A 23,254-nucleotide genomic window follows, 5' to 3' on the forward strand; every position below is an offset into this window, starting at 1 on the left:
CACTGTCGCTAATCCGGCTATTTCATATTTGTAATCTAAAATTATGATCATAGGGTCTGTGACCCATATTAAAAACGGATTAAAATCCTACGATCCAGGCTTCTGAATTGCAAATTCCGCAGAGCATAACGCAACTATTCGAAATAGCTACACAAGCGGTTGATTAATAATTCCCTTTAATCCCTATTTTTAGGGATTATGAAAAAGCTATCTCAACTAACCACACTCTTTTTACTATCTACCTGTTTTGTAACTGCGCAGCAGAAAGAAACCTATGATTACTCTCAATCAAACCGGGAGGTGATTCAGTATGGTGTGCAGGCAATCCTGACCTGTAACGGACTCTTTACCTCTAACCGCACACTTGAGCAGGTTTATGATCAGGAACTTAAATATCTAAAAGCACCTATAGGCACTGCTAAGGGTGGGGACTATCTGATAGACTGGAATAATAAAACGGTGACCATCGGCACAACTGAAAATACGCCCATGATGCGAGCAGCCTTTAGAGAAGGTATTGGCTGTGTTATTCTGGCCCTAGACCAGACTTTTGATATCATTGATGACCTGCCCATTCAAACACTTCCTCCACTTTCAGGAGATGCTGCTACAATACCATGGCCTGAGGGTGATTTGGTAAAAAAGCAAATGCTGCCAAAATATATTGATAAGGATTTGTTGACAGCCGCTTCCAATTGGTCTTTTGAAAGAGAATCTCCAGAGCAGGTTACACTTAGCTTAATAGTAGTTCATAAAGGTCAGATCATTCATGAACGATATACAGATGGTGTGGATATGAACACCAAAACACGAACCTGGTCTACCGCCAAGAGTATTGCAGCTACCTTAATAGGAATGCTGGTTGATGAAGGTAAAATGGAACTTGATGCTCCACTTGGAATTGATTGGTTGCCTAAAGAAGTCACGGCTGACAATGACCCTCGTGATGAAATTACGTTGAGAAATGTACTCAACATGTCCAGTGGACTTTATACCGTTGATAGCAGAGGTATGGAATATGCCACCGGATCGGGATTGGCCTACTGGGCAGGGGCAAGCTCTGTGAATGGAGCCAGAAACAGAGGCCTGATCAGAAAGCCCGGCACCTTTTGGGACTATGAGAACTATGATACAATTCTTGGTGTACTAGCCATGAAAAATGCACTTGGTAGTGATGAAACTTACTTACACTTCCCAAGAAAAGCGTTGTTTGACAAAATCGGTATGCGTAACACCTACGTAAGCACCGATAGGTTTGGAGATTTTATTTTTAGCAGTCAGGTATATACCAATGCCCGTGACCTCGCCCGGTTTGGAATGCTTTACCAGCAAAACGGAGTTTGGAATGGTGAAAGATTAATATCAGAGGAATGGATTGATTTTATAAGAACTCCAGCACCTGCCACTACAGATCGTGGTAATTTTTATGGTGGCCAATGGTGGCTTGTTCCTGATGACCGCAATGATGTGCCAAAAGATGCCTACGCTACTGCCGGAAACCGCGGTCAATATGTTATTGTAGTTCCTTCACATGATTTGGTTATCGTTAGACGCGGTCTTGACTATGGCAGACAAGGTTTCGATCGTTGGGATTTGACAAGAGAGGTATTGAAAGCTTTTCCGGCTGATTATAAGGATGGAGGAAAGTAAGAACCTTGAAACTCTACAACTTTAGAATTACAAAAACATGAACAAAGAACTCTCCGAATTAACATATGAAGAATTATTGAAAGAAGCTAAAACGTTAAAGCCCACTAAGGTTTATGATGCTGCTATATTTGGTATTTTAATTGGAATTTCAATTTACAGTTCGGTTACCAACGGCTTTGGTTTACTCACTTTTCTTCCTTTGGTCTACATACCCATAGCCAATAAGAATAAGACAAAACGTAAAGAGGTGGAAAGGCTTCTAAAAGAAAGAGGTTTGAAATAGAAAATTACTATTATCTCAATCTGCTAACCAATAATTAAAATTTAAAGGCAAATGAGAAATCTTTTCCACCAAAATTGCAACGTCTCTACAAACACTCGGTCTTTCAGGAAAACTAAAAAATGAGATGTACACTTATCCTTCTATTTACAATATTGAGTTTGTCTGGTCAGGGCCAATCGAAACTGGAATACTTAAAAAACAACCGCTTTGATTTAAATCATTCAGATTTCACATTCCCACAAGAGGATTTCAAAATCCTCGGCTTTGGTGCTTATCATGGCAGTCAAAAAACTGAGATAACAGAGCATCTCTTGCTCAAAGCACTGACAAAAAATGGAACAATTAAATATTATCTCCCTGAGACTGATTTTAGCATTGCTCACTATTTTAATCAATATCTCCAATCTGGCGATACAGTTTTGTTAAAAGACCTTGTAACACATTATGGCAGCAGGATTCCGCAGGAGAGAAGTATTGAGACTTATAATAAATGGAAAGCCTTAAAAAAGCTTAACGATAACCTGCCCGAGGCTCATAAACTAACTGTTGCAGGTATTGACCTTTTAGTCAGTTACAAATACTCTGCAAAACATTTACTTGAATTACTTGACAGCCAAAAGCATAGCCGAAAGTCTGTTAACGAGGTCGTCAAAATGATCGCCAACGACACAGTCGATTTTATGCCATTTTCAGCCGTTTATGCCAAGGATGTTTTGAAACAATTTGTAGAGGACTATGAAAGTAATATTGACGAATTTGATAAGAGCATTTCAAACAAATTTGCTTTCAATCATATTATTAAAAATCTGAGGGAGACCTTTATTGATTTTGACAACTCAACCAAAAGAGAAAGGCTATTATTCGAAAACTATGTGGCTTTAGCAACTGAATATCAATTTGATGAAAATCGACCATTTGTCAGATTAGGTTTCTTCCATTTAGAAAAGCAACGAGAAGGAAAAAATCCATCATTTTTTGTTCAACTTATAGAAAGTGGCACTCATGAGCGTGAGGAGGTAATTTCAGTTATCGGATATTTTACAGAAAGCAGAGTGCTTTGGGGAATTACCTATGATGATGATGGAAATTATAAGGAATATTCAACAGAAGGTGGCTATGGCATTGGTGACTATGAAGATGAGTACTTTCTTGGTATCGATAAGTTAAAGGAGACCAAAATTACGGATATGACGCTATTTAGACTAAACCAAGTCAATACACCTTATTCAGATGGGGTTCCGGATTTGATGGAAATTGTAATGACTAATGACGAATCTAATGGTGAACTTGTAAAAGGAAGATCGACAACGGAATACCTGGATTATGCTGTGCTGATTTCTAACTCAGCGGCAAGTGTGCCTATTGAAGAAATAGACAAATGATAGATTCAATGTTCAAGTCCTGCTTGGAAGCTATATGATATGTACAGGATAAAGTCTTAGAAGACGCTGTTAAAATGATCTCGAGATAAATACCCGATTATTCCAACCCTTCATACAAATACAGTGTCTAAGAGGTATAAAACAAAAACCATGAAAAAAATTTTTATACCCTTTGCATTTCTACTGGTACTGTTTGCTTGCAGCACTGATATAGATCAGGAACTTGAAACAACACCTGTTTCGATTGAGACAAAAATAATAGCTCAGAGCAATCTTTATGGTGGCGGTGCGGAAGGTATTTCCAAGGACAGGCTTATTATCAAAAATGAATCTGATTGGAACGAGCTCATCAGTAAAATAAATTCGGTCAATGCGGAAACTGATAATTTTTCAGAGACTAATATTGATTTCAATACTCATCAAATCATCGCTGTTTTTGATGATATCAAAAGTACAGGTGGCTATTCAATGGAAATGATAGTTACGAAGAGTAATCAACAAATTATAGCTAAAGTAACTTCAAAAGGTTTTGAGGGTGCTGCTATAACAGTAATCACTCAGCCTTATTTAATTGTAAGAATACCTCAGTCGGATATGCCTGTAGTCTTTCAATAAAATAAAAAAGGTGAGCTTTAAGCTCACCCATATTGCTCTATCACCTGCTTTAGCTGTGCTGGTTGTACCACACCCGATTGCTGCCATTTGATCTGGCCATTTTTAAAAAGTATTAAAGTAGGCACTCCACGTACATTATACTTAGCCGCAGCAGCCTGGTTTTTATCTACATCTACCTTCACTATCCTGGCCTTATCGCCTATCTCAACTTTAAGCTGATCCAGCATGGGCGCCATCATTTTACATGGCCCACACCAGGTAGCAAAAAAATCGACCAACACCGGTTGGTCACTATTAATCAATTCACTAAACTTCGACATACTTTATAATTTACACTTAGTAAACACTTCATAAGATAGATAAGATTCCTGTTATCACATAAAAATTTCATTATTTCTCTGAGTCGCTATAAGTTATTTATCTTCGCCTTTTTATTGAAGACAGCACGGTGCATCAGATAGACGAACAACTAAAGAAACTTCTTACCCTCCTCAAAAAAGAAAAGGATGCCGACCTTGAGCATTACAAACTCAAAATGACCAGCACTTCTTACAATGAGCGCAGGCGACAAGGGGTTTGCTGGTATCCGGTACATGTAGAAAAAACTGATTTTGATGCAGGTGAACGACCAATTTTGAGAGTATCCCGTCCGCCAGAGCATCGTGAGTCACACATGTTCCAGTCGGGAAAGTTGGTCAGTTTCTTCTCCAATGCGCAAGGAAATGATGAAAGTTCTGAGGCCATTACCGGTGTTGTTAATTCTGCTGGTGAATCGCACATGATGATCACGCTCAACAGTGATGACAAGCCCAGCTGGATACGTGATGGCAAACTAGGTGTACAGTTGCTCTTTGATGAGAACAGCTACCGTGAGATGGAGCGCACCATCAAAAACCTGATCAAAACTGAAGATTTTAGAGTAAAGCATCTTAAAAATATATTGCTTGGTGATAAGCAGGCTCAATTTGATGATGCAACACCAGTCACCATTCCTGGGCTAAACCCCAGTCAAAATGACGCACTTAATAAGGTGCTCAATGCCCATGATGTAGCTATCATCCACGGCCCTCCCGGCACTGGAAAGACAACAACAATCATTGAGTCGATACTGCAAACCTTAAAATCTGAAAAGCAGATATTGGTATGTGCACCTAGCAATGCTGCTGTTGACTTGCTGGTAGAAAAGCTAAGTGACAGGGATGTCAATGTGCTGCGCATTGGTCATCCGGCCAGGGTAACAGAAGAAATGCTCGGCAAAACGCTGGATGCGCGAGTTGCCAACCATCCGGATTTCAAAGACTTGAAAGGGATGCGCAAAAAGGCCGAGGAGTTTTTTAGCATGGCAAAAAAATACAAGCGGTCTTTCGGCTATGCCGAACGTGAACAACGAAAGCTTTTATATGACGAAGCACATCAGCTTAAAGATGCTGCAGATCAGCTTAACTATTACATCACCAACGACATTATTGACAAAGCTCAGGTAATAGCCTGTACTTTGGTGGCGGCCAATAATTACAATATTAAAGGCATCAAATTCAAGACTGCCTTTATAGATGAAGCCGGACAGGCACTGGAACCTGCCTCGTGGATTCCAATACTCAAATCAGGAAGGGTAATTTTTGCAGGTGATCATTTTCAGCTTCCCCCTACCATTAAATCATATGAAGCGGCCAAAGCCGGATTAGAAGTCACGCTATTTGAAAAAGCCATTAATGGCAATAATGCCGATGTGATGCTCAAGGAACAATACCGTATGAACGAAGCCATCATGCAGTTCTCCAGCAATTACTTCTATAAAAATGAACTGAAAGCCAATGCCTCAGTTGCCCATTGGACAGTTTTTCAAGGAGACTCACCCATTGAATTTATTGATACTGCAGGCACAGGATTCTTTGAAAATGTAGATCCTGAGACGCGCAGTAGCTATAATGATGAGGAAGCCAATTTGCTTCAAAATCATTTTAATCAATACATCGAAACCTTAGAAGCCATGGATCATCTAAAGGATGTGGATAACATCGGCATCATCTCGCCATATAAGGCACAGGTTACCAGATTGAAAGAAAGATTCGCTGCTGAAGGTGCTATTCCAGAAGTATTGAATAAAAAAGTAGTAGTCAACACCATTGATGCATTTCAGGGCCAGGAACGTGATATTATCTATATCAGTCTTGTACGTTCTAATGAAAGAGGTGAAATAGGTTTTCTCTCAGATACCAGAAGAATGAATGTGGCCATTACCAGAGCCAGGAAAAAGCTGGTATTGATTGGTGATAGTGGTACCATTGGGCAGAACCCCTTCTATGCAGCCTTTCTCGATTATGTTAACGAGAATGGGTATTACAGAAGTGCCTATGAGCTAATGAGTTAAAAACTACTATTTAAGCTAAAAAATTACATTAGCGTTAAATATATCTTTCCGTATTTCAGCTTAATCATCATCATGATTATATTGCATCAAAAACAATAACAAAATCATGTTGTCCAGGCTTTTTACCTTACTACTTACCATTAGCTGCATCAGAGGATACAGCCAAAATGAAAAATCCATCCTTTATGAAGTGTCTGGCAATGGGCTGGAACAATCTTCCTACCTGATGGGAATTGTCAATTTTCTACCGGCAGATCAATTTAAAGTACCTGCGGCTGTCAAGGAAGCTATGTCTAAGTGCGAGGTGTTCGTCACTAAAACGGACAATGATAAGAAGACACAAAAGAAATTTACTGAAGCGGTAAAAATTCCAAACAATGGCTGGATCAATAGCTATCTGACTGATGATGAGTTAAATCAACTGCGTCTGCTTATGCTTTTGGATTTGGAGGTAAAAGAGCATGCCTATCATGATTTTTATAGCCGATTGCAACCTATCATTTTAGTAACGACCACTGCAGCCCTTCACCTTAAGGATAATATCGTTTACACAGAGCAAGTGCTTCATGATGTTGCCCACCAGAATAAGCTCAAGACCGAATCTTTGGGCACAATTCAGGAAGAAATTGAGGCCTTTAAAAAATTCCCTATTGAAGATCAGGTGGAAGCGTTGAAATATACGGTTACCAATTTTTACGAGCATATCAATGATTATCAAAATATGGTCAATGCCTATGTCAAAGATCAGGATCTGGAATTTGTAAAGAACGAAACCTTTAAGGCTACCAATGAAAGCCAGGCTTTCAAAACTGTTTATTATGATTCCAGGGCACTGGAATGGCTCCCTAAGATAGAAAAGTTAATGCGTGACAAGCCAACTTTTATTGCCTTAGGTGCACCCTACCTCATGGGCAACGTCAGCCTAATCCAGCTTTTAAGAACAAAAGGTTTTGATGTGAAACCCGTTAGTGTTAAATTTTAAAAATACTAATCAGTTCATTCAATCTACGGCTCTATGAAAATCAAATTGATATGCTTATCATTAGCACTCATGGCTATCTCGTGCAAAAAAGAAACTCCAAAATATAACTCATATACGGAATACCCATCCATAACAGAAACTGATCTATGGCCTGAGTATTCACATTCAGAAACTACCTTCAAATTATGGTCGCCAGCCGCTGAAGAGGTTAATCTATTGTTTTATGATAAAGGTGATGGTGGTGAGGCTACCTCCACAAAATCATTGGAAAGAAATGCTGAAGGCCTATGGCAGACAACTGTAAAAGGTGATTTACATGGGCAGTATTACACCTATCAGGTAAAGGCAGACGGACAATGGCTGGAAGAAACACCTGGCATTTATGCTCAGGCCGTTGGTGTAAATGGCATGCGAGCTATGGTGGTTGACCTTAACAAGACCAACCCTGACAGTTGGAATAATGACAAAGGCCCCGCAATCGACAAGCCTAATGAAGCCATTATTTATGAACTGCATGTTAGGGACATTACTATCGATAAAAGCAGCGGATCGTCACACCCAGGCAAGTTCATCGGATTGGTAGAAAAAGGCACCAATGGTCCTGGAAGTGTAAAAACAGGTATTGACCATATTGCCGAATTAGGTGCCACCCATGTTCATCTGCTCCCTTCTTTTGACAACTACTCCATCAAAGAAGATCAACTGGACAGTCCGCAGTTTAACTGGGGCTATGATCCTCAAAACTACAATGTGCCTGAAGGTTCATTTTCCACAGACCCATTCAATGCAGAAGTACGCATTAAAGAGTTTAAGCAAATGGTCAAAGGTTTTCATGACAATGGCATTGGTGTGATATTGGATGTGGTTTATAATCATACAGGCAGAACAGAAAATTCGAACTTCAACCTGGAAGCCCCGGGTTACTATTACCGACAGTGGGAAGATGGCAAATGGTCTGACGCCTCGGCCTGTGGTAATGAAACAGCCTCAGACCGACCGATGATGCGTAAGTTCATCATCGAATCTATATTGTATTGGGCAAAAGAGTACCATTTGGATGGTTTCCGCTTTGACCTGATGGGTATTCATGACATAGAAACCATGAATGCAGTTGCTGAGGCTGTTAAAAAAGTGAATCCTAACATTTTTATTTATGGAGAGGGTTGGACAGCCGGAGACTCGCCCCTTCCGGAACCAAGCCGGGCGTTGAAAAAATACACTTATGAAATGCCTTTGATCAGTGCTTTTAGCGATGATCTTAGAGATGGATTAAAAGGATCTGTATTTGAAGATAAAGATACCGGTTTTGTTAGCGGCAAAGCAGGCATGGAAGAATCCATCAAGTTTGGTGTTGTAGGCTCAATCGAACATCCGCAGATTGACTATAAAGCCGTTAACTATTCTGATGCCGCATGGGCTACAGAACCATGGCAGGCAGTCTCCTATGTGTCGTGTCATGACAACCATACCATTTACGACAAGCTGAAAATATCTAAACCTGAGACTAGCGAAGAGGATATAATAGCCATGGATAAATTGGCCAATGCTATTGTACTCACCTCTCAGGGGATGTCCTTTTTGCATGCCGGAGCTGAGCTATTAAGAACCAAAGGTGGTGAGCACAACTCCTACAACCTACCTGACAGCGTCAACAAAATTGACTGGAACTGGAAAGTAAACAGCAAGCCCGTTTTTGATTATTATAAAAACCTTATTCAACTCCGCAAAAACCATCCGGCCTTCTTTATGCCTACTGGGGAAATGGTAAGAAAGCATTTGGCGTTCTTTGAAACAGAGCCTGGAATAGTAGCCTATACCATTAGCGATAATGCCAATGGCGACAGTTGGAAGGATATTTTGGTAATTTATAATGCCAATGAAGAAGAGATTTCATTTGATGCCCCTGGTGAATGGAACATTGTGGTGAAGGGCGATACTTTTAATGAAAAAGGCATTGAGAAAGTGAAAGGAACTGTGAAAGTGCCGAGACTTTCTATGTTGGTGGGGTTTAGAAATTAACTTGTTAAGTTCTAAATTCATCATTATGAACAGAAGAGATTTTATCCAAAGAACCAGCCTACTTGGAGCCGCTGCCTTCCTTCCAATTCGCAGCTTTGCACTAGCTGAGAAAAGTAAGTACAAAATGGGACTGCAGCTCTACACCATCCGTGATGCTATGGCTACAAACCCTCTCGCTACCTTAAAAGCTGTAAAAGCCATGGGTTATGAAGACTTTGAGGTTTATGGTTTTGATAGTGAAAATGGCACTTTCTATGGTTATAAGTCGGCTGAATTCAAATCAATTCTTGATGACCTTGGACTGTCTGTGTCAAGCGGCCATTATGGATTTTCGCCCTATCTTGATATGTCTGAAGATGAATTAAAACGATTTGTGGATTTATGTATTGAAGGTGCCCACGCTTTAAATTCACCATATATCACCTGGCCATGGATAGCTCCGGAGCAAAGGACAATGGACAATTTCAAACTTATGGCCAGGCTTCTTAATATTATTGGCGAGCAGGTGACTGCCTCAGGCCTGGGTTTTGCCTATCATAACCATGGCTTTGAATTTGAAGATCACAATGGCGAGAATGGCTATGATATCATTTTGAATGAGACAGATGCCAACCTTGTCAAGCTACAAATGGATATGTATTGGGTGATGCATGCTTCAAAGACCACCCCTAAAGAATTGGTTGCCAAACACCCTGGCCGCTATGTGATGTGGCACATAAAAGATATGGACAAAGTGAGCCGGGACTATACCGAATTAGGCAATGGCTCTATTAACTATGTTGATGTACTTCCCAATCCTAAAAAATCTGGCTTAGAGTACTACTATCTTGAGCAGGGTGGAAATTTTGCTAGCCACTCCATGGAAAGTGTTGCTACAAGTGCTAAATATTTTAAAAAGTATTTACAGAAGTATTTATAAGTTACCACTACCCTAAATTTTAAGAGCGGAAATCTAAAATTTATCTACAATGGTCAAAATTCGGTTAGTATTTTCTCTTATTTTGATAACCATATCGATGTATTCATTTGGTAATGATCATCTAAAAGAAAAATTTGATAAATCTAATTTTGTGGCACTTGTTCGCATACCTGACCAGTCATCAAGTAATTCTAGCCGCATTTTTTTAAAAGTTATTCAGAGCTTTAAAGGAGATATGAAAGGAGTGTATCTACCAGAAAGTTATTTTGAGAAAAATGACCAAAAAGAATATATCATTTTCGCAAAATTCAGAGGACATATATTTGAGGAATTGATATTGGTAATTGCGCGTCATGAGGCACTAAATGAAACAAAGGAGTTTCTAATGAATCAACCATGTTTTGTTTTAGAAGAAACTTTAGAAGAAAGAAGAAAAGTTAACCCAAATATTACTGGAGCCTGTTTTAAACATTATGACCCCGTCTGTGGCTGTGATGGCGTTACCTATGGAAATACCTGTGACATGAGAAATGCTGGCATTATGAAATTCTATCCAGGTGAATGTGATCAATAGAACCAACCTACGCTTAGGCATGAGCTTAATTTTGCCTCTCACCACCGTTCTGGTCGGCACACATTTCAATTAATGCCAGCCAAATAATAACCATTGGCATTCTATCTTAGAAAAAAGTATTTTACGTACCTGTTTCACCAATACATAAAATGCTTAACCCCCAAACGCCATCATGAACTTATCAACTACCATTAAGAGCCTTCTCCTCGGTATTATACTTTTAGGAACACCCATTTCATCATTCTCACAAGGCACCAGGCTACTTCGTGAACCTACCCTAAGCGATACACATGTAGCCTTTGTTTATGGTGGTGATGTCTGGGTAACGGACTTGAGCAATAACAGAACTCAGCGTATCACCAGTACACCAGCGGTAGAATCAAATCCCCACCTTTCACCAGACGGACAAACCATTGCTTTTTCATCTAATCGATCAGGAGATAATTGTGTTTATACTGTTTCTATAAAGGGCGGTGAACCTACAAGGCTTACGTGGCATCCCAGCTCGGCCAATGTCAGAGGCTGGTCTCCAGATGGAAGTAAAATAATCTACTCAACATCTAGAGACAGTGCTCCTACAGGTATCGGTTACTTATGGTCTGTAAGTGCCAATGGCGGCCCATCAACTAAAGTCACTGAGCAATGGGGTTATGATGGAGCCTATTCTCCAGATGGAAGCAAAATGGTTGTTGATCGGGTTTCAAGGTGGGAGTCAGAATTTAGAGGATATAGAGGTGGGCAAAACACACCATTAATAGTACTCAACTTGACAGATTGGTCGGAGACATTAATACCCAATGACAAATCAAGGGATATTCACCCAATTTGGATTGGTGACAATATCTATTTCTTATCAGACAGGGACGGCACCTCAAATATCTGGTCTTATTCACCTTCAACTTCTGCACTTAACCAACTCACTACTTTTAAAGGTTCTGATATCAAATGGTTAAATGGCAAAGGCAACAATCTGGTATTTGAGCAGGACGGTTATCTAAGCACTTTCAATATCAGCGCTAAATCTTCAACCCAGCTAAACATTACAGTTACCGGGGATTTTCCATGGGCTGAAACCAAATGGGAAGATGTAAGCAAAAGTGCAAGAAATGCATCTTTATCTGCCACTGGCAAAAGGGTAATAATCGAATCAAGAGGTGAAATTTTTACTGTCCCGGTAGAAAATGGAGACGCTAGAAATATAACACAAAGCTCTGGCGCAGCCGACAGAGCACCTATTTGGTCACCTAATGGTGGTGAAATTTCCTGGTTTTCTGATGCCGGAGGAAACGGATATAAATTAATGATAGCAGCTCAGGACGGGCTATCTCAGCCACGAAGTGTTTCAATAGGAGATTCTAAAATGGCCTGGGAGCCAACCTGGTCGCCAGATGGTAAATACATCGCTTTTGTAGATGACCAGCCTAGGATTAGAGTTCTGGATGTAGCATCCGGCAGCATTCAAACAGCAGATGTTGCAGGCATCAATATCGAGCGTGGCAATATGGGCCTTTCATGGTCACCAGATTCTCAATGGTTGGCATATTCCAAGACCGGGGATAATATGTTTAGAGGAATAATGGTCTGGTCTAAGACTGATGGCTCTGTTCATAAAGTGACTAATGTATTTGCCGATGCAGTTTCTCCGTCCTGGGATAGGGATAGCCGTCATTTATACTTTTTAGCCAGCACTGACATTGCCTTAGGTTCGGGTTGGGCGAACACCAGCTCTATGCAGGCCAACCCCGAGTATGCCGCTTATGTTGTCAACCTTAGAAAAGACGATCCATCACCTTTCAAACCGAAAAGTGATGAGGAATCCGCAAAAGAAAAGCCTACTGCTGATAAGAGCGATTCTAAGTCTAAAGACAAAAAGAAATCTGATGACAAAAAAGAGGATGATGGTGAAAAGAAGACCGAGCCTGTAACCATAGATTTTGAAAACATTGACCGTAGAACGATGCCACTTTCACTGCCTGTAAGAAATTATGATTTCACCCTGGCAGGTGCTTCCGGAAGTGTATTTATAGGCGAGAGGATTCCTAATAGCAGAGGCTATACTGTGCATAAATTTGAACTGGAAAAAAGGGAAGCTAAAGAATTTGCCAGCAACGTGCGCCAAATGTCAGTTTCAGCGGATGGTGAGCAAGTACTTGTTCAAATCAATGACAGCTGGACGGTAGCAGGTAGCAAAGGTGCTAATGCCGAAGGTGGTAAACCTGTAAAAGTGAATTTGCAGATGAAGTTGGATAGATCAGAGGAATGGAAGCAAATATTTGAAGAGGCATGGCGCTATGAGCGGGATTATTTTTATGATGACAATATGCACGGGCGTGACTGGAATGCGGTTCACGAAAAATATGCGCCTTTGGTGCCGTTTATAAAACATCGTGATGACCTGACTTACATTCTGGATCAGGTGAACGGTGAATTATCGGTAGGGCATAGTTTTGTTTTTGGTGGTGATTACCCAGAGGTGGAAAAATCTGTAGCAGGCCTTCTTGGTGCTGACCTGGTGGCAGATCAGGGAAGATGGAAAATTGAAAGAATATTCACCACTGAAAGCTGGAACCCTGGTTTGACAAGTCCACTCGACAGACCTGATATCAATGTAAAAGAGGGTTATTATTTAGTGGGAATCAATGGCAAAGAACTTACCGCTTCACAAGACCCTTACCAGTTACTTGATGGAACAGCAGGTGTGCAAACCGTTGTGCATATTAACTCCTCCCCTGCATTTCAAGGGGCTTGGAAGGAAACTGTTGAGCCTATCACCAGCGAATACGCACTAAGACAAAGAGCGTGGGTGGAAGACAACCGCAGAATGGTAGACAAACTTTCCGGTGGAAAGCTGGCCTATGTTTGGGTGCCTAATACAGGCGGCCCAGGTTTTGTTTCATTTAACAGGTACTATTTTGCCCAACAAGACAAATTGGGAGCTGTAATTGATGAACGCTTCAATGGTGGTGGGCTTTTAGATGATTATATGGTTGACCTGATGAATCGTGAACTAAGGGCAGCCATTACCAACGAGGCTCCCAATGGCAAACATTTTAGGCTGCCAGCAGGCATATTGGGGCCAAAAGTATTGTTGATAAATGAAATGGCCGGTTCAGGTGGTGATTATTTCCCCTGGGCTTTCAGGCAACAAAAAGTTGGACCATTAATTGGGAAGACAACCTGGGGCGGGTTGGTGAAATCTTCTGTTCATTATGCGCTGGTAGACGGTGGAGCCCTCACCGCTCCTGACAATGCAGTTTTTGATCCTATCAATAAAAAATGGATTGGGGAGAACACTGGAATTGCTCCTGATATTGAAGTGCGACAAGATGCTGCTTCTTTATCAACGGGCATTGACCCACAACTTGAAAGAGCTGTAAAAGAGGTGCTGAAAATGGTGGAGCAAAAAGGTGAGATAAAAGTGGAGCGCCCGGAATATCCTACTCCGGCCAAGCATGATGAGTAGCATTCGAAAAGTTAATTTCGTCAATCCTCTATTATAGAGGGTTGACGTTTTAAAAGCCAAACCTCAGTAAAAAAACAATATCTTTACCCGATGTCATTTATTGAAAATCCAATATATGTACTAGCGGTTTTGTGTTTAATGGTGATACTTTCTGTATATGCTGCGAACACAAAGTTTGGAGAGAAATTCGGTGCAGCTTTACTCGTTATTATTTTCACAGCCATAGTAGCCAACCTTAACCTCATACCTTCTGCTTCCAATAGTATTGATCTGTATAGTGGCATATTTACTTATCTGGCGCCAATATCCATATTTTATCTACTGCTTCAGGTCAACCTTACTTCATTAAAAAAAGCTGGGGCACCCATGATCATTCTTTTTCTGATTGGCTCATTGGCAACAACGCTGGGCATTTTAGTTTCCTGGTATATCGTATCACCACAAGACACATTAGGTGCAAATGCCAGCACTATAGCCGGCATGCTAACAGGCACCTATACCGGAGGAAGCGTAAATTTCAATGCCGTTGCTTTAGAATATGACTTTCAGGAAAAAGGCATTCTCTATGCCGGTACCATAGCGGTTGATAATGTGGTCACTACTATCTGGATAGTAATTACCCTTGCCATCCCAACTCTACTCAGAAACTTTTGGGTTGATAAAAAAGTCAAGGTGAGAGAACATAAATCCAGTTTAATCGATAATGATCAACTGGACATGCGATCATTTATGTGGCTTGCCTTTTTAGGGATTGCGGTTTATTATGTTTCAGAACTAATAGCCGAATTATTCCCAAGCATTCCCTCGATTCTAATACTGTCCACCATTGGGATTCTTTTAGCACAAACCAAATTCATCAAAGGCCTTAACGGAAGTCACACACTGGGGCTTTACCTGGTGTATATATTCCTAGCGGTTATTGGTTCCTATTGCGAAATAAGCTCGGTCATTCAACTGCAACAAGTGGGCATAACGCTGCTAATATTCACTTCTGTGGCCGTTTTACTTCACGGCTTACTTACACTTTTAATAGGCGGACTAGTGTACAGGGATTGGGAAATGATAGCGATAGCCAGTCAGGCCAATGTAGGTGGCGGTACTACTGCCATGGCGCTGGCAGAGACATTTAACCGCAAAGAACTGATATTGCCGGCCATTCTTGTTGGCACATTGGGTAATGCCATTGGTACTTATCTTGGATTCTTAGTAATTGGAATATTATAGATTCAACCAATAGGTAATTTTAAAAACCAGTGCCCTGTTCTTTTTAATGAAGCTGGTTTCTCCATACTGATCTTGAGTTCCATAGTTATCAGTATATACTAAGAAGATGTCCGAAACGGGCTTGAAGCGCCATTGTAGTCTTGCATTAATGTTTACATTCTCAATTTGGCTGTTGTATTGCACGAATGTTGTAAAAAACAGCTTCTTGGTCATGGTAAAGTCAAACCTGGGGCCTATTAAAAGAAGGTCTGCATCGTTATATGGGTCAGGCAGTTCAATCTTATTGTAATTCATGGTTAGGCTCAATGCCCCATAAGGCTGAAAGCGGACATTTATTTCACTGGAAATATTATACCTGTCGCCATTAAAATACTCACCTGCATATCCATTAAAAGAGTACGCAATCTTGCGTCTAAAATCGGAACTGTAAAAGAACTCAAATGAATTATAAGTAAATCCATTATCTGCTGACAGCTCAACCCCATCAGTTCTTGTGGGGTCAAAAGCTTCGAATAAGTAGGTATAGCGCTGGTTTAATGAAATACCAAACTCACCAGTATTTTGTAACTGAACATTATAATTCACTGAATAGCGATGGTCTGTCTTCTTTCCTTCTCTCCAAAAATACTCTGCATCTGCTCTAACACTATGTAGATTTACCCAGCTTGAGTTAGCAAAAAAATTGCGACCTACCTCCGGATTAATTCGAAAGAAATTGTTTCTGGGGGTATAGCCCACATCTGTATCGTAAGTATCACCTACCATAACCTGCGCCACATTAAAAGTCCATGTTTTGGAATCGTAATTAATATAGGTAGACTCAGAAAAATTACCGCTGCCCCCATCCTGATCAAACTCCTGATGATAGAAAGCCTTGCCACTCCATTTACCATCCATAGAGGCCAGGTTATAATCAATTCCCAACACTCTTGAATAGTTGTTCTTGTCTATGGAAAACTCACCCGTGCTATCTTCCACCACCTGCCTGTTCACGAAAATGGCCCCTATGTTTGACCTGCCAAAGATTTTTCTTTGTACAGCTGCAACAGTATAATTAGTGCCTGGTAAATTAATATCTTCCTCCTTAGCGGCCTGCATGTTCAAAATACCTATACGCCAGTTATTATCTAGTTTTCCACTTAAACGAGCACCAAAATGGATCTTATTTTGGACATTCTGACCTGTTGAAGTGTCTATGGCCACTCCTATCCTTCTCGAAAAGAAAGGCCTTGTTAAAGGGTGCCCAAATGAGGAAAAAAGGTCTGCATTCTCCAAAAAGAACTGCCGCCTCTCCGGAAAGAAAATCTCAAACCGATCAAGATTAGTCACCTGCTGATCTACCTCCACTTGAGAGAAGTCAGGATTTATGGTCAGGTCCAGATTTAGAGAGGGGCCAATACCTATTTTGGCATCTCCACCTATTGTCAGGTTACTTTGGGCAGATGTCTGTTCTGCGTCTTCAAAATCCCTGTTGATGCCGCTTGCCACATAAGGTATCAACACTACATTAGTTGATGACTTTTTAACGGGCTTTTCAAATACCATTCTATTCACAAAGGCCAGAGAGAAAATCCTGAAATTCTGTGGAGTACGGGCAGATACTGAACGCTCTCCGGTTTCACTATCAACCCTATAAAATTTAAAATTCCATTGTGAGGCGTCCTTTTTATACCTTAAACTTTTGAAAGGAATAGCTCCTTCCGCAATCCAGTAACCCTCATATTGTTTTGCCTCTACCTGCCATTTATTGTCCCAGGACAAATCCAGATCGTCACCACCGGCTCCTCCGTTGGCAACCAAACCTTCACGTTGAACGCCAAACGGGTTGACCCCAAATTGAAAGGCATTGGTATTATCCAAAAAGGTATCAAGGGTGAAAACCAGCGCATCATTAGCTGCTCCTCTAAAATCCCTCCTCAATGATGGTGTAACATAAGTACGGTCATTTTCCTGCGCATACATCTTACCGGAAAAGTATATGTACTGATCATCATAGGTTATCCTTATTTCAGTTTGTGACTCAGCTTCTAAAGAGTCTGTGGGGAACTGCTGCATAAAATTGGTAAGCACCTGGGCCTGCTGCCAATCGGCCTCATCCAAAACCCCATCAAGTGTAATCTTCTGGGTGCTTTTTTTTACGAAATAGGTACCATCCTGAGCTTTCAACTGTACGAATGGGACGAGAAACAGGAGAACAATAATTTTATGCACGAAAACAAAACTAACGCAATATGGGGGACTGCTTCAGGAAATTTTACCAGTGGTCTATAGTTTATTTGAGTATTGAAGTTGCCACATTCTTTATAGAGTGGTGAATTCAAAAAATGAATACTCTTGACTTATCACTCATTAGAAAAATGATTCCGGCTCAAGGCCGGAATGACAGAAAAACTGTCACAATTGTCATTCCGGCCTTGAGCCGGAATCTTAGAAGTTTTAATAATTAATTACAACCCGTGAAAAATCAACACATTTAGAAAACCATGTCAGCTATAGCAATCATAAATAGCAACTCATTCAAAAAATATTTAAATTATCGGTGTAACCATTTTGAGGTTGCACAGTTTCCCCTTCGAACCCAGAATAAAAAAGTATTGGATAGTATTGGCGACAATGCCTTAATGTTGAAAGTGAAGGCAGGTGAATTAGACCATTTGGGCTTGTTATACGAACGCTATAAGCGGCCATTATTTGGTTATTTCTATCATATGAATAGTGATAAGATGCTAGCGGAAGATTTAGTGCAAGCGGTCTTTTTGAGAGTGATTAAGTATAAACACAGCTTTAGGGGTGACGGCCAGTTTAAAACATGGGTGTTTCATGTGGCCAGAAATGTAAATGCCGATCATCATAAGAAAAATAAAAACTACACCAGTGATATTGAAGATGAGCATCATGATCTGGTAGAAGAAGAAACTGGAATTCACACTAAAGAAGATCAGCTCATACAGATGGAAAGAGCACTGACAATGCTTGATGAAGATAAAAGGGAATTGCTAACGCTTAGCAAGTTGAAGAACATGAAGTATAGGGAAATAGGTGAGTTATATGATTGCACTGAAAGTGCTATAAAAGTAAAAGTATTCAGGGCCATGCAGGCACTTAAAAAACAATTTGAGGCACTAGAAATGATGGGATAATGGAAGCTAAAGATTCAAAAATATTGATTGATAAATTCAACACAGGCACACTGACTGATCAGGAGCAGCTGAAATTGGAAGAATATATTGCAGAAGGCATAGTTAATATCGAGGACTTGAGTATTCAGCAAAATATCGGTGCTATCAGAACACCGGAAGCAAGCGCATCAATGGATGAAGGATTTTACACCATGTTGGCTGTTGAAAAATCAAAAATCAATGCTAAACCTAATTTGTCTATTATCGAATGGTGGAACAGTATCCGCCAAAGTCAGTGGCAATGGGCATATAGTGTTGCAATTCTGGCTATTGGATTAACAGCAGGTTATTTGATTAACAAACCATCATCAAACAACATCAACACTTTAACAGCCGAAGTGCAGGAAATGAAAGAGATGATGATGCTCTCCATGTTGGAACAGGAATCTACCACCGAGCGGTTAAAGGCAGTAAGCCTGACTTCTGACATGCCAGATGCAAGTGATAAAGTGGCTGCTGCGCTAATTAATACGCTAAGAACAGACGAAAACAACAACGTGCGAATGGCAGCCATTGAGGCCTTGGCGAAATACACCAACATGCCAGCAGTCAGAAAGGAAATCATAGCTTCCATACAATTTCAGGACTCGCCATTAGTGCAACTGGCACTGGCTGAGTTAATGGTGGCCATGGAAGCCAAAGAGGCCCCTGATGCTTTCAAAAAACTTTGGAAAGAAGAGCAAACTCCTGATGAAGTTCGGGAGGCCATAAAAACTAAAATGCAACAATTAATCTAAAACATAACAACTCAAAATGAAAACAATAACAACACTCAGTATTATGCTTGCTGCGGCCTGCGGTCTTAAGGCGCAGCAACATACAGAAACGGTCAAAAAGGAGCTGAAATTTGAAAAACCCAGCGCTAGCAATGTGCTCTATATCGCCAATATCAACGGGGATATAGAAGTGGAAGGTTATGATGGAGCTACCATCCAAATAGAAGCTTATAAAAAGATTGTGGCCAAATCTGAGAGCCGTTTAGAAGAAGGGAAAAAAGCTGTGCAGATAAGTGTCATTGATTTGATGGACACACTTATCGTTTACGGTTCTCAGCCGTGTTGCCCATTTACTCAAGCCTTTGACAGAAGCAAGGAAAGAGGTGGTTGGAACTACCACTGGTCTAGACAAAGTGATGGTTGTAGGGAAAATTTTAAGTATAAAATTGACTACAAAGTTAAAGTACCCCGAAATACCAGCCTGATGGTGTCTACCATTAACGATGGCAACATCAACGTGAGCAATGTGGCTGGTGAGGTGAAAGCATGGAATGTCAACGGCTCTATAACACTCAACAAGGTGGCCGATGCTACCTATGCCAACACCATCAATGGTGATGTGACTTTAAACTTTACCAACAACCCCAAGAAAGACGGGCGCTACTACAGCCTGAATGGTGATATCAACGCCAATTATCTGTCAGGACTTTCTGCCGATATGAGCTTCAAAAGCTTCAATGGAGAGTTCTATACCAATGTACAATCGCTGGAGCAGATGCCTAATCAGCTAAAAATGGAGAAGGCCAGCAAGGGCAAAGGCATAGCTTACAAGTTGGACGGTAAAACCATGATGCGGGTGCGCAATGGCGGCATTTACCTGGATTTCGAAACCTTTAATGGGGATGTTTATGTCAAAGAAAATTAATTGTATGGAGGCCATACAGCCAATAATTGAGAATAGACTATCACTACCAAAAAAACAGGTATCAAATCTCAAAATCTGTAATTACTAATAAGCATTTAATAACGAATAAAAATAGAAGGATGAAAAATATAAAATCAATAGCATTTACACTCATAATGCTGGCATCTAGTGTAGTTGGATTTGCTCAGGATAAGGGCGAGATTGTTATTCCATTATCGAACCCTGGCGCAAGCTGCAGTTTAAAAGTGGACATTAAAAGAGGCTCTATAAATGTGCAGGGCACCGACAGAAAAGATGTGCTGGTAAAATACGAGGCCATGGAATCTAAGGAGAAATCAAAGAATAGCAGCTCTAAAGATGGACTGCAAAAAATCTCCAGTGGCTCATTGGACCTTGAAGCCCGTGAAAGTAACAATCAGGTGATTGTAGATTCAGATTCCTGGAACAAAGGTTTAAACCTTACCATAGAAGTGCCTAAGAACATTAACCTGAACCTTGATACTTATAACGGTGGTGACATTTATGTAAACAACATTACTGGTGAGGTGATTTTAGAAAACTATAATGGTGAGATTACCGCCAAGGGCATATCAGGTTCTGTGTCTGCGGATACCTATAATGGCAAACTGATAGTAGAGCTGTTGGCTGTTACTGCTGATACTCCTATGTCATTTAATACTTACAATGGTGATGTGGACATTACTTTCCCTGCCAGTTTCAAAGGAGACTTGAAAATGAAAACCAACCAAGGCGAAATTTACTCTGGTTTTGAAATGAACATGGTAAAGTCTGACCCAGTAAAGAAAAATGACAGTAAAACCGGCACTTATAAAGTGTACCTTGACGACTGGGTAAGAGGAAAAATCAACGGTGGCGGACCGGAGATTACCATGAAAAACTACAACGGAGATATCTATTTAAGAAAGCAATAAGGTATTTTAATCAGAACGAAAACCCCTTCCGCTAGCAAGCGGATGGGGTTTGTTTTTGAACGAGAAATTTATTTAAAAAATGAAAAGTGCTCATATTGCTAGCACATCTATGAATCTTATTAAAAATCCATTAGATTAACATTCGGATATAAAAGATATAAGGGACATAATGTCCCTTATCCAATTGTTGGGCACAATTCCCCACACGAAGGAACTCCGTTAATTTCGTGAGCTAACGTCTGGGGAAAGGCTAGGACTAGAAAAACTGGAAACGGAAAAACATAACTAATTGACTATCAGTACATAAATTTGACATTAGTCAGGATTTGAAAAATGAAGATTATATTTTGGAATACACACTCTGCAAAGGACATCTCAATAATAGAAGAAATTCTAATTACTGAAAATCCAGATATACTCTTTCTCGCAGAGTTTGATAGATCAATTATAGAAAATGATCCAGAATTTTTAAGCAATATAGGCTATGAACTAGCATTAAATCCAGGATGCGATAGAATTACAACAATATCCAATACTCAAATTAAAATTCAACCTAGCCTTCAATCTTCGCATTTCTCTGTGTTCAAATGTAATGACCCTGAACTACATATAATAGCAATTCACTTGCCTTCCCAAATGTGGAGGCATATGGATGCTTTAAAAGAATATATAAGAGACTTTAGAATAGAGATTGACACAGAAATTGGAGATTCTATTGATGAGAAAATTCTAATTATTGGAGATTTTAATGTTAATCCTTACGAGAAACCAATGGTTGATTTTGATGGGTTTCTAGCCTCCAATGCTATTTTGGGTAGAAAAAAAATAAAACGAAATAAAACAAGGTCAACCTATTTTAATCCAACTTGGAGACTGTATTCTACCAAGAATTTTCCAGGAACAAAATATTTCGAGAGACCTTCAGGCTCCTCATATGATATCCTAGAGTTTCATTATTTAGATCAAGTTGTACTAAGCCGCGCGCTTGCTGAAGAAATTCAAAATGATGAAATATATGTACTAGAAAGGACCAATAATAAAGAATTATTAATTTCTGAATCTAACAAACTTTGCACGGGAATAGATCATTTACCGCTAGTTTATAAATTTTAAAATATGGAATGGAAAGAATTTTCAGAATCAAAAATTGAATATCCTGAAAGAATAGTTGAAAACATGACTGAGGGATTCACAAAAGCAGCAAAAGGCTTAGCTGAATTGAGTACAGTGGCGCTTAGAGATGTACAACAAATCACCTCTGGACTTTCAACCGATTTTCAATACGCCCTTTACTTGAAAAGTGACATGGTTCCTGAATATCGACTGAAAGTTTTGACCTTTGGGTATGATGTGGAATTAATGCCTGTTAAGATTGTATTAAATAATGATATAGCTGAAGAGCTTCATGGGAAAAAACTAGATAGAGGAGATAATATTTCTATTGATACAGAAGAAAAGTTCAGGGAATATTTAAGCAGTGTCTTTAGAAGTAATCATTTTGTAAATGTCGTAAGTGGACTTCTAAAATTAGCGCAGAAAAAATAAAAAACTGTGCCCAACAACAAATAAACGCAAGTCGGCTTTAATCCCGCTCCTGTAGGGGTTTTGCGGTGGCCAAAGAAACATTTAGTATTCTTACAACACCCCGCACGAAGCCGACCTGCGTTTATTCAGGAACGTTACAGGTCACTGGGTGACGTCAGATAGCATATTTACATGATTAAAACTTCCCAAGACTTCTACAACTACTTTATGATGGCTCTGAACCTCCTTCTAGCCTCATCTCAGGTATTAATCTACTTAACTAACTACCCGAACGACTTACTTGAAATCAAAAACAACGAACTCTTTCACATTCAAACACCTGAATACTTTATTTCCGAACTAACTCTTGGATTTGGTGGATTTTTTCTAATTATGTCAATTGTTTTTTATGTGCTACGAACAGAAGGCAACAAAAAGCAAGGAAAAGAACAATATCAAATTGCTTTCATCTACATCATAATGGGAGGCTTAATGG

General features: G+C 40.0%; 20 protein-coding genes. 18 read left to right on the plus strand and 2 right to left on the minus strand.

Annotated features, from left to right (window positions below; genetic code table 11):
- The first annotated feature begins 198 nt into the window (after positions 1–198).
- The 4 genes from RIB54_RS04580 (at position 199) to RIB54_RS04595 (ending at position 3,930) form a co-directional block, all read left to right on the plus strand.
- Positions 199–1,650: a serine hydrolase domain-containing protein gene (locus tag RIB54_RS04580; RefSeq protein ID WP_350099489.1), complete on the plus strand. Its 1,452-nt coding sequence runs from the start codon at positions 199–201 to the stop codon at positions 1,648–1,650.
- A gap of 37 nt (positions 1,651–1,687) precedes the next feature.
- The gene (locus RIB54_RS04585) at positions 1,688–1,933 is read left to right on the plus strand and encodes an FUSC family protein (RefSeq protein WP_350099490.1); all 246 of its coding nucleotides are present in this window, start codon (positions 1,688–1,690) and stop codon (positions 1,931–1,933) included.
- A gap of 119 nt (positions 1,934–2,052) precedes the next feature.
- Positions 2,053–3,315 (plus strand): TraB/GumN family protein, encoded by a 1,263-nt coding sequence (locus tag RIB54_RS04590; RefSeq protein WP_350099491.1) that lies wholly within the window; start codon positions 2,053–2,055, stop codon positions 3,313–3,315.
- Positions 3,316–3,465: 150 nt separating this feature from the next.
- Positions 3,466–3,930: a hypothetical protein gene (locus RIB54_RS04595; protein WP_350099492.1), complete on the plus strand. Its 465-nt coding sequence runs from the start codon at positions 3,466–3,468 to the stop codon at positions 3,928–3,930.
- A gap of 23 nt (positions 3,931–3,953) precedes the next feature.
- On the opposite strand, the gene trxA is transcribed toward RIB54_RS04595, so the two are convergent.
- Complete coding sequence (gene trxA, locus RIB54_RS04600) at positions 3,954–4,250, minus strand: thioredoxin (RefSeq protein WP_350099493.1); 297 nt, start codon at positions 4,248–4,250, stop codon at positions 3,954–3,956.
- A 128-nt stretch (positions 4,251–4,378) separates the two neighbouring features.
- On the opposite strand from trxA, the gene RIB54_RS04605 reads away from it, so the two are divergent.
- From RIB54_RS04605 to RIB54_RS04635, 7 genes are all read left to right on the plus strand, one after another.
- Positions 4,379–6,301 (plus strand): AAA domain-containing protein, encoded by a 1,923-nt coding sequence (locus RIB54_RS04605; protein WP_350099494.1) that lies wholly within the window; start codon positions 4,379–4,381, stop codon positions 6,299–6,301.
- A gap of 106 nt (positions 6,302–6,407) precedes the next feature.
- Positions 6,408–7,283, plus strand: a complete 876-nt coding sequence (locus tag RIB54_RS04610) for a TraB/GumN family protein (protein WP_350099495.1) — start codon at positions 6,408–6,410, stop codon at positions 7,281–7,283.
- Positions 7,284–7,316: 33 nt separating this feature from the next.
- Positions 7,317–9,302: a type I pullulanase gene (gene pulA, locus RIB54_RS04615; RefSeq protein WP_350099497.1), complete on the plus strand. Its 1,986-nt coding sequence runs from the start codon at positions 7,317–7,319 to the stop codon at positions 9,300–9,302.
- Positions 9,303–9,327: 25 nt separating this feature from the next.
- The gene (locus RIB54_RS04620; RefSeq protein ID WP_350099498.1) at positions 9,328–10,221 is read left to right on the plus strand and encodes a sugar phosphate isomerase/epimerase family protein; all 894 of its coding nucleotides are present in this window, start codon (positions 9,328–9,330) and stop codon (positions 10,219–10,221) included.
- Between the two features lie 97 nt (positions 10,222–10,318).
- Positions 10,319–10,795 carry a Kazal-type serine protease inhibitor family protein gene (locus RIB54_RS04625; RefSeq protein ID WP_350099499.1) on the plus strand — a complete coding sequence of 159 codons (477 nt, stop codon included), beginning with the start codon at positions 10,319–10,321 and terminating at the stop codon, positions 10,793–10,795.
- A 172-nt stretch (positions 10,796–10,967) separates the two neighbouring features.
- On the plus strand, positions 10,968–14,258 hold the full coding sequence (locus RIB54_RS04630) for a S41 family peptidase (RefSeq protein ID WP_350099500.1): 3,291 nt from the start codon (positions 10,968–10,970) through the stop codon (positions 14,256–14,258).
- A 90-nt stretch (positions 14,259–14,348) separates the two neighbouring features.
- Positions 14,349–15,482 carry a DUF819 family protein gene (locus RIB54_RS04635; RefSeq protein WP_350099501.1) on the plus strand — a complete coding sequence of 378 codons (1,134 nt, stop codon included), beginning with the start codon at positions 14,349–14,351 and terminating at the stop codon, positions 15,480–15,482.
- Here the strand turns inward: RIB54_RS04635 and RIB54_RS04640 are convergent.
- Positions 15,477–17,693 (minus strand): DUF5916 domain-containing protein, encoded by a 2,217-nt coding sequence (locus RIB54_RS04640; RefSeq protein WP_350099502.1) that lies wholly within the window; start codon positions 17,691–17,693, stop codon positions 15,477–15,479. The genes RIB54_RS04635 and RIB54_RS04640 overlap by 6 nt on opposite strands.
- A 272-nt stretch (positions 17,694–17,965) precedes the next feature.
- Here RIB54_RS04640 and RIB54_RS04645 point away from each other — a divergent pair, with 272 nt between their 5' ends.
- The 7 genes from RIB54_RS04645 to RIB54_RS04675 all read left to right on the plus strand — a co-directional run.
- Entirely contained in the window at positions 17,966–18,622 is a 657-nt protein-coding gene (locus RIB54_RS04645; RefSeq protein ID WP_350099503.1) for an RNA polymerase sigma factor, read from the plus strand.
- Positions 18,622–19,398 (plus strand): HEAT repeat domain-containing protein, encoded by a 777-nt coding sequence (locus RIB54_RS04650; RefSeq protein ID WP_350099504.1) that lies wholly within the window; start codon positions 18,622–18,624, stop codon positions 19,396–19,398. The genes RIB54_RS04645 and RIB54_RS04650 overlap by 1 nt, the downstream gene beginning before the upstream one ends.
- Before the next feature lie 16 nt (positions 19,399–19,414).
- On the plus strand, positions 19,415–20,302 hold the full coding sequence (locus tag RIB54_RS04655; protein WP_350099505.1) for a DUF4097 family beta strand repeat-containing protein: 888 nt from the start codon (positions 19,415–19,417) through the stop codon (positions 20,300–20,302).
- A gap of 119 nt (positions 20,303–20,421) precedes the next feature.
- Positions 20,422–21,234 (plus strand): DUF4097 family beta strand repeat-containing protein, encoded by an 813-nt coding sequence (locus RIB54_RS04660; RefSeq protein WP_350099506.1) that lies wholly within the window; start codon positions 20,422–20,424, stop codon positions 21,232–21,234.
- A gap of 333 nt (positions 21,235–21,567) precedes the next feature.
- Positions 21,568–22,347: a hypothetical protein gene (locus RIB54_RS04665; protein ID WP_350099507.1), complete on the plus strand. Its 780-nt coding sequence runs from the start codon at positions 21,568–21,570 to the stop codon at positions 22,345–22,347.
- Between the two features lie 3 nt (positions 22,348–22,350).
- Complete coding sequence (locus RIB54_RS04670) at positions 22,351–22,779, plus strand: hypothetical protein (RefSeq protein ID WP_350099508.1); 429 nt, start codon at positions 22,351–22,353, stop codon at positions 22,777–22,779.
- A gap of 171 nt (positions 22,780–22,950) precedes the next feature.
- Positions 22,951–23,254: hypothetical protein (locus RIB54_RS04675; protein ID WP_350099510.1), on the plus strand; the 304-nt coding region annotated here is incomplete at its 3' end.

The organism is Fulvivirga sp. (genome assembly GCF_040218215.1).
Classification (GTDB): Bacteria; Bacteroidota; Bacteroidia; order Cytophagales; family Cyclobacteriaceae; genus Fulvivirga.

Coding starts and splice junctions, on each gene's coding strand:
- RIB54_RS04625 (WP_350099499.1), top strand. CDS start 10,319: ATGTATTCATTTGGTAATGATCATCTAAAAGAAAAATTTGATAAATCT.
- RIB54_RS04630 (WP_350099500.1), top strand. CDS start 10,968: ATGAACTTATCAACTACCATTAAGAGCCTTCTCCTCGGTATTATACTT.
- RIB54_RS04620 (WP_350099498.1), top strand. CDS start 9,328: ATGAACAGAAGAGATTTTATCCAAAGAACCAGCCTACTTGGAGCCGCT.
- RIB54_RS04590 (WP_350099491.1), top strand. CDS start 2,053: ATGAGATGTACACTTATCCTTCTATTTACAATATTGAGTTTGTCTGGT.
- RIB54_RS04660 (WP_350099506.1), top strand. CDS start 20,422: ATGAAAAATATAAAATCAATAGCATTTACACTCATAATGCTGGCATCT.
- RIB54_RS04670 (WP_350099508.1), top strand. CDS start 22,351: ATGGAATGGAAAGAATTTTCAGAATCAAAAATTGAATATCCTGAAAGA.
- RIB54_RS04635 (WP_350099501.1), top strand. CDS start 14,349: ATGTCATTTATTGAAAATCCAATATATGTACTAGCGGTTTTGTGTTTA.
- RIB54_RS04655 (WP_350099505.1), top strand. CDS start 19,415: ATGAAAACAATAACAACACTCAGTATTATGCTTGCTGCGGCCTGCGGT.
- RIB54_RS04650 (WP_350099504.1), top strand. CDS start 18,622: ATGGAAGCTAAAGATTCAAAAATATTGATTGATAAATTCAACACAGGC.
- RIB54_RS04610 (WP_350099495.1), top strand. CDS start 6,408: ATGTTGTCCAGGCTTTTTACCTTACTACTTACCATTAGCTGCATCAGA.
- RIB54_RS04595 (WP_350099492.1), top strand. CDS start 3,466: ATGAAAAAAATTTTTATACCCTTTGCATTTCTACTGGTACTGTTTGCT.
- RIB54_RS04580 (WP_350099489.1), top strand. CDS start 199: ATGAAAAAGCTATCTCAACTAACCACACTCTTTTTACTATCTACCTGT.
- RIB54_RS04645 (WP_350099503.1), top strand. CDS start 17,966: ATGTCAGCTATAGCAATCATAAATAGCAACTCATTCAAAAAATATTTA.
- pulA (WP_350099497.1), top strand. CDS start 7,317: ATGAAAATCAAATTGATATGCTTATCATTAGCACTCATGGCTATCTCG.
- RIB54_RS04585 (WP_350099490.1), top strand. CDS start 1,688: ATGAACAAAGAACTCTCCGAATTAACATATGAAGAATTATTGAAAGAA.
- RIB54_RS04665 (WP_350099507.1), top strand. CDS start 21,568: ATGAAGATTATATTTTGGAATACACACTCTGCAAAGGACATCTCAATA.
- trxA (WP_350099493.1), bottom strand. CDS start 4,250: ATGTCGAAGTTTAGTGAATTGATTAATAGTGACCAACCGGTGTTGGTC.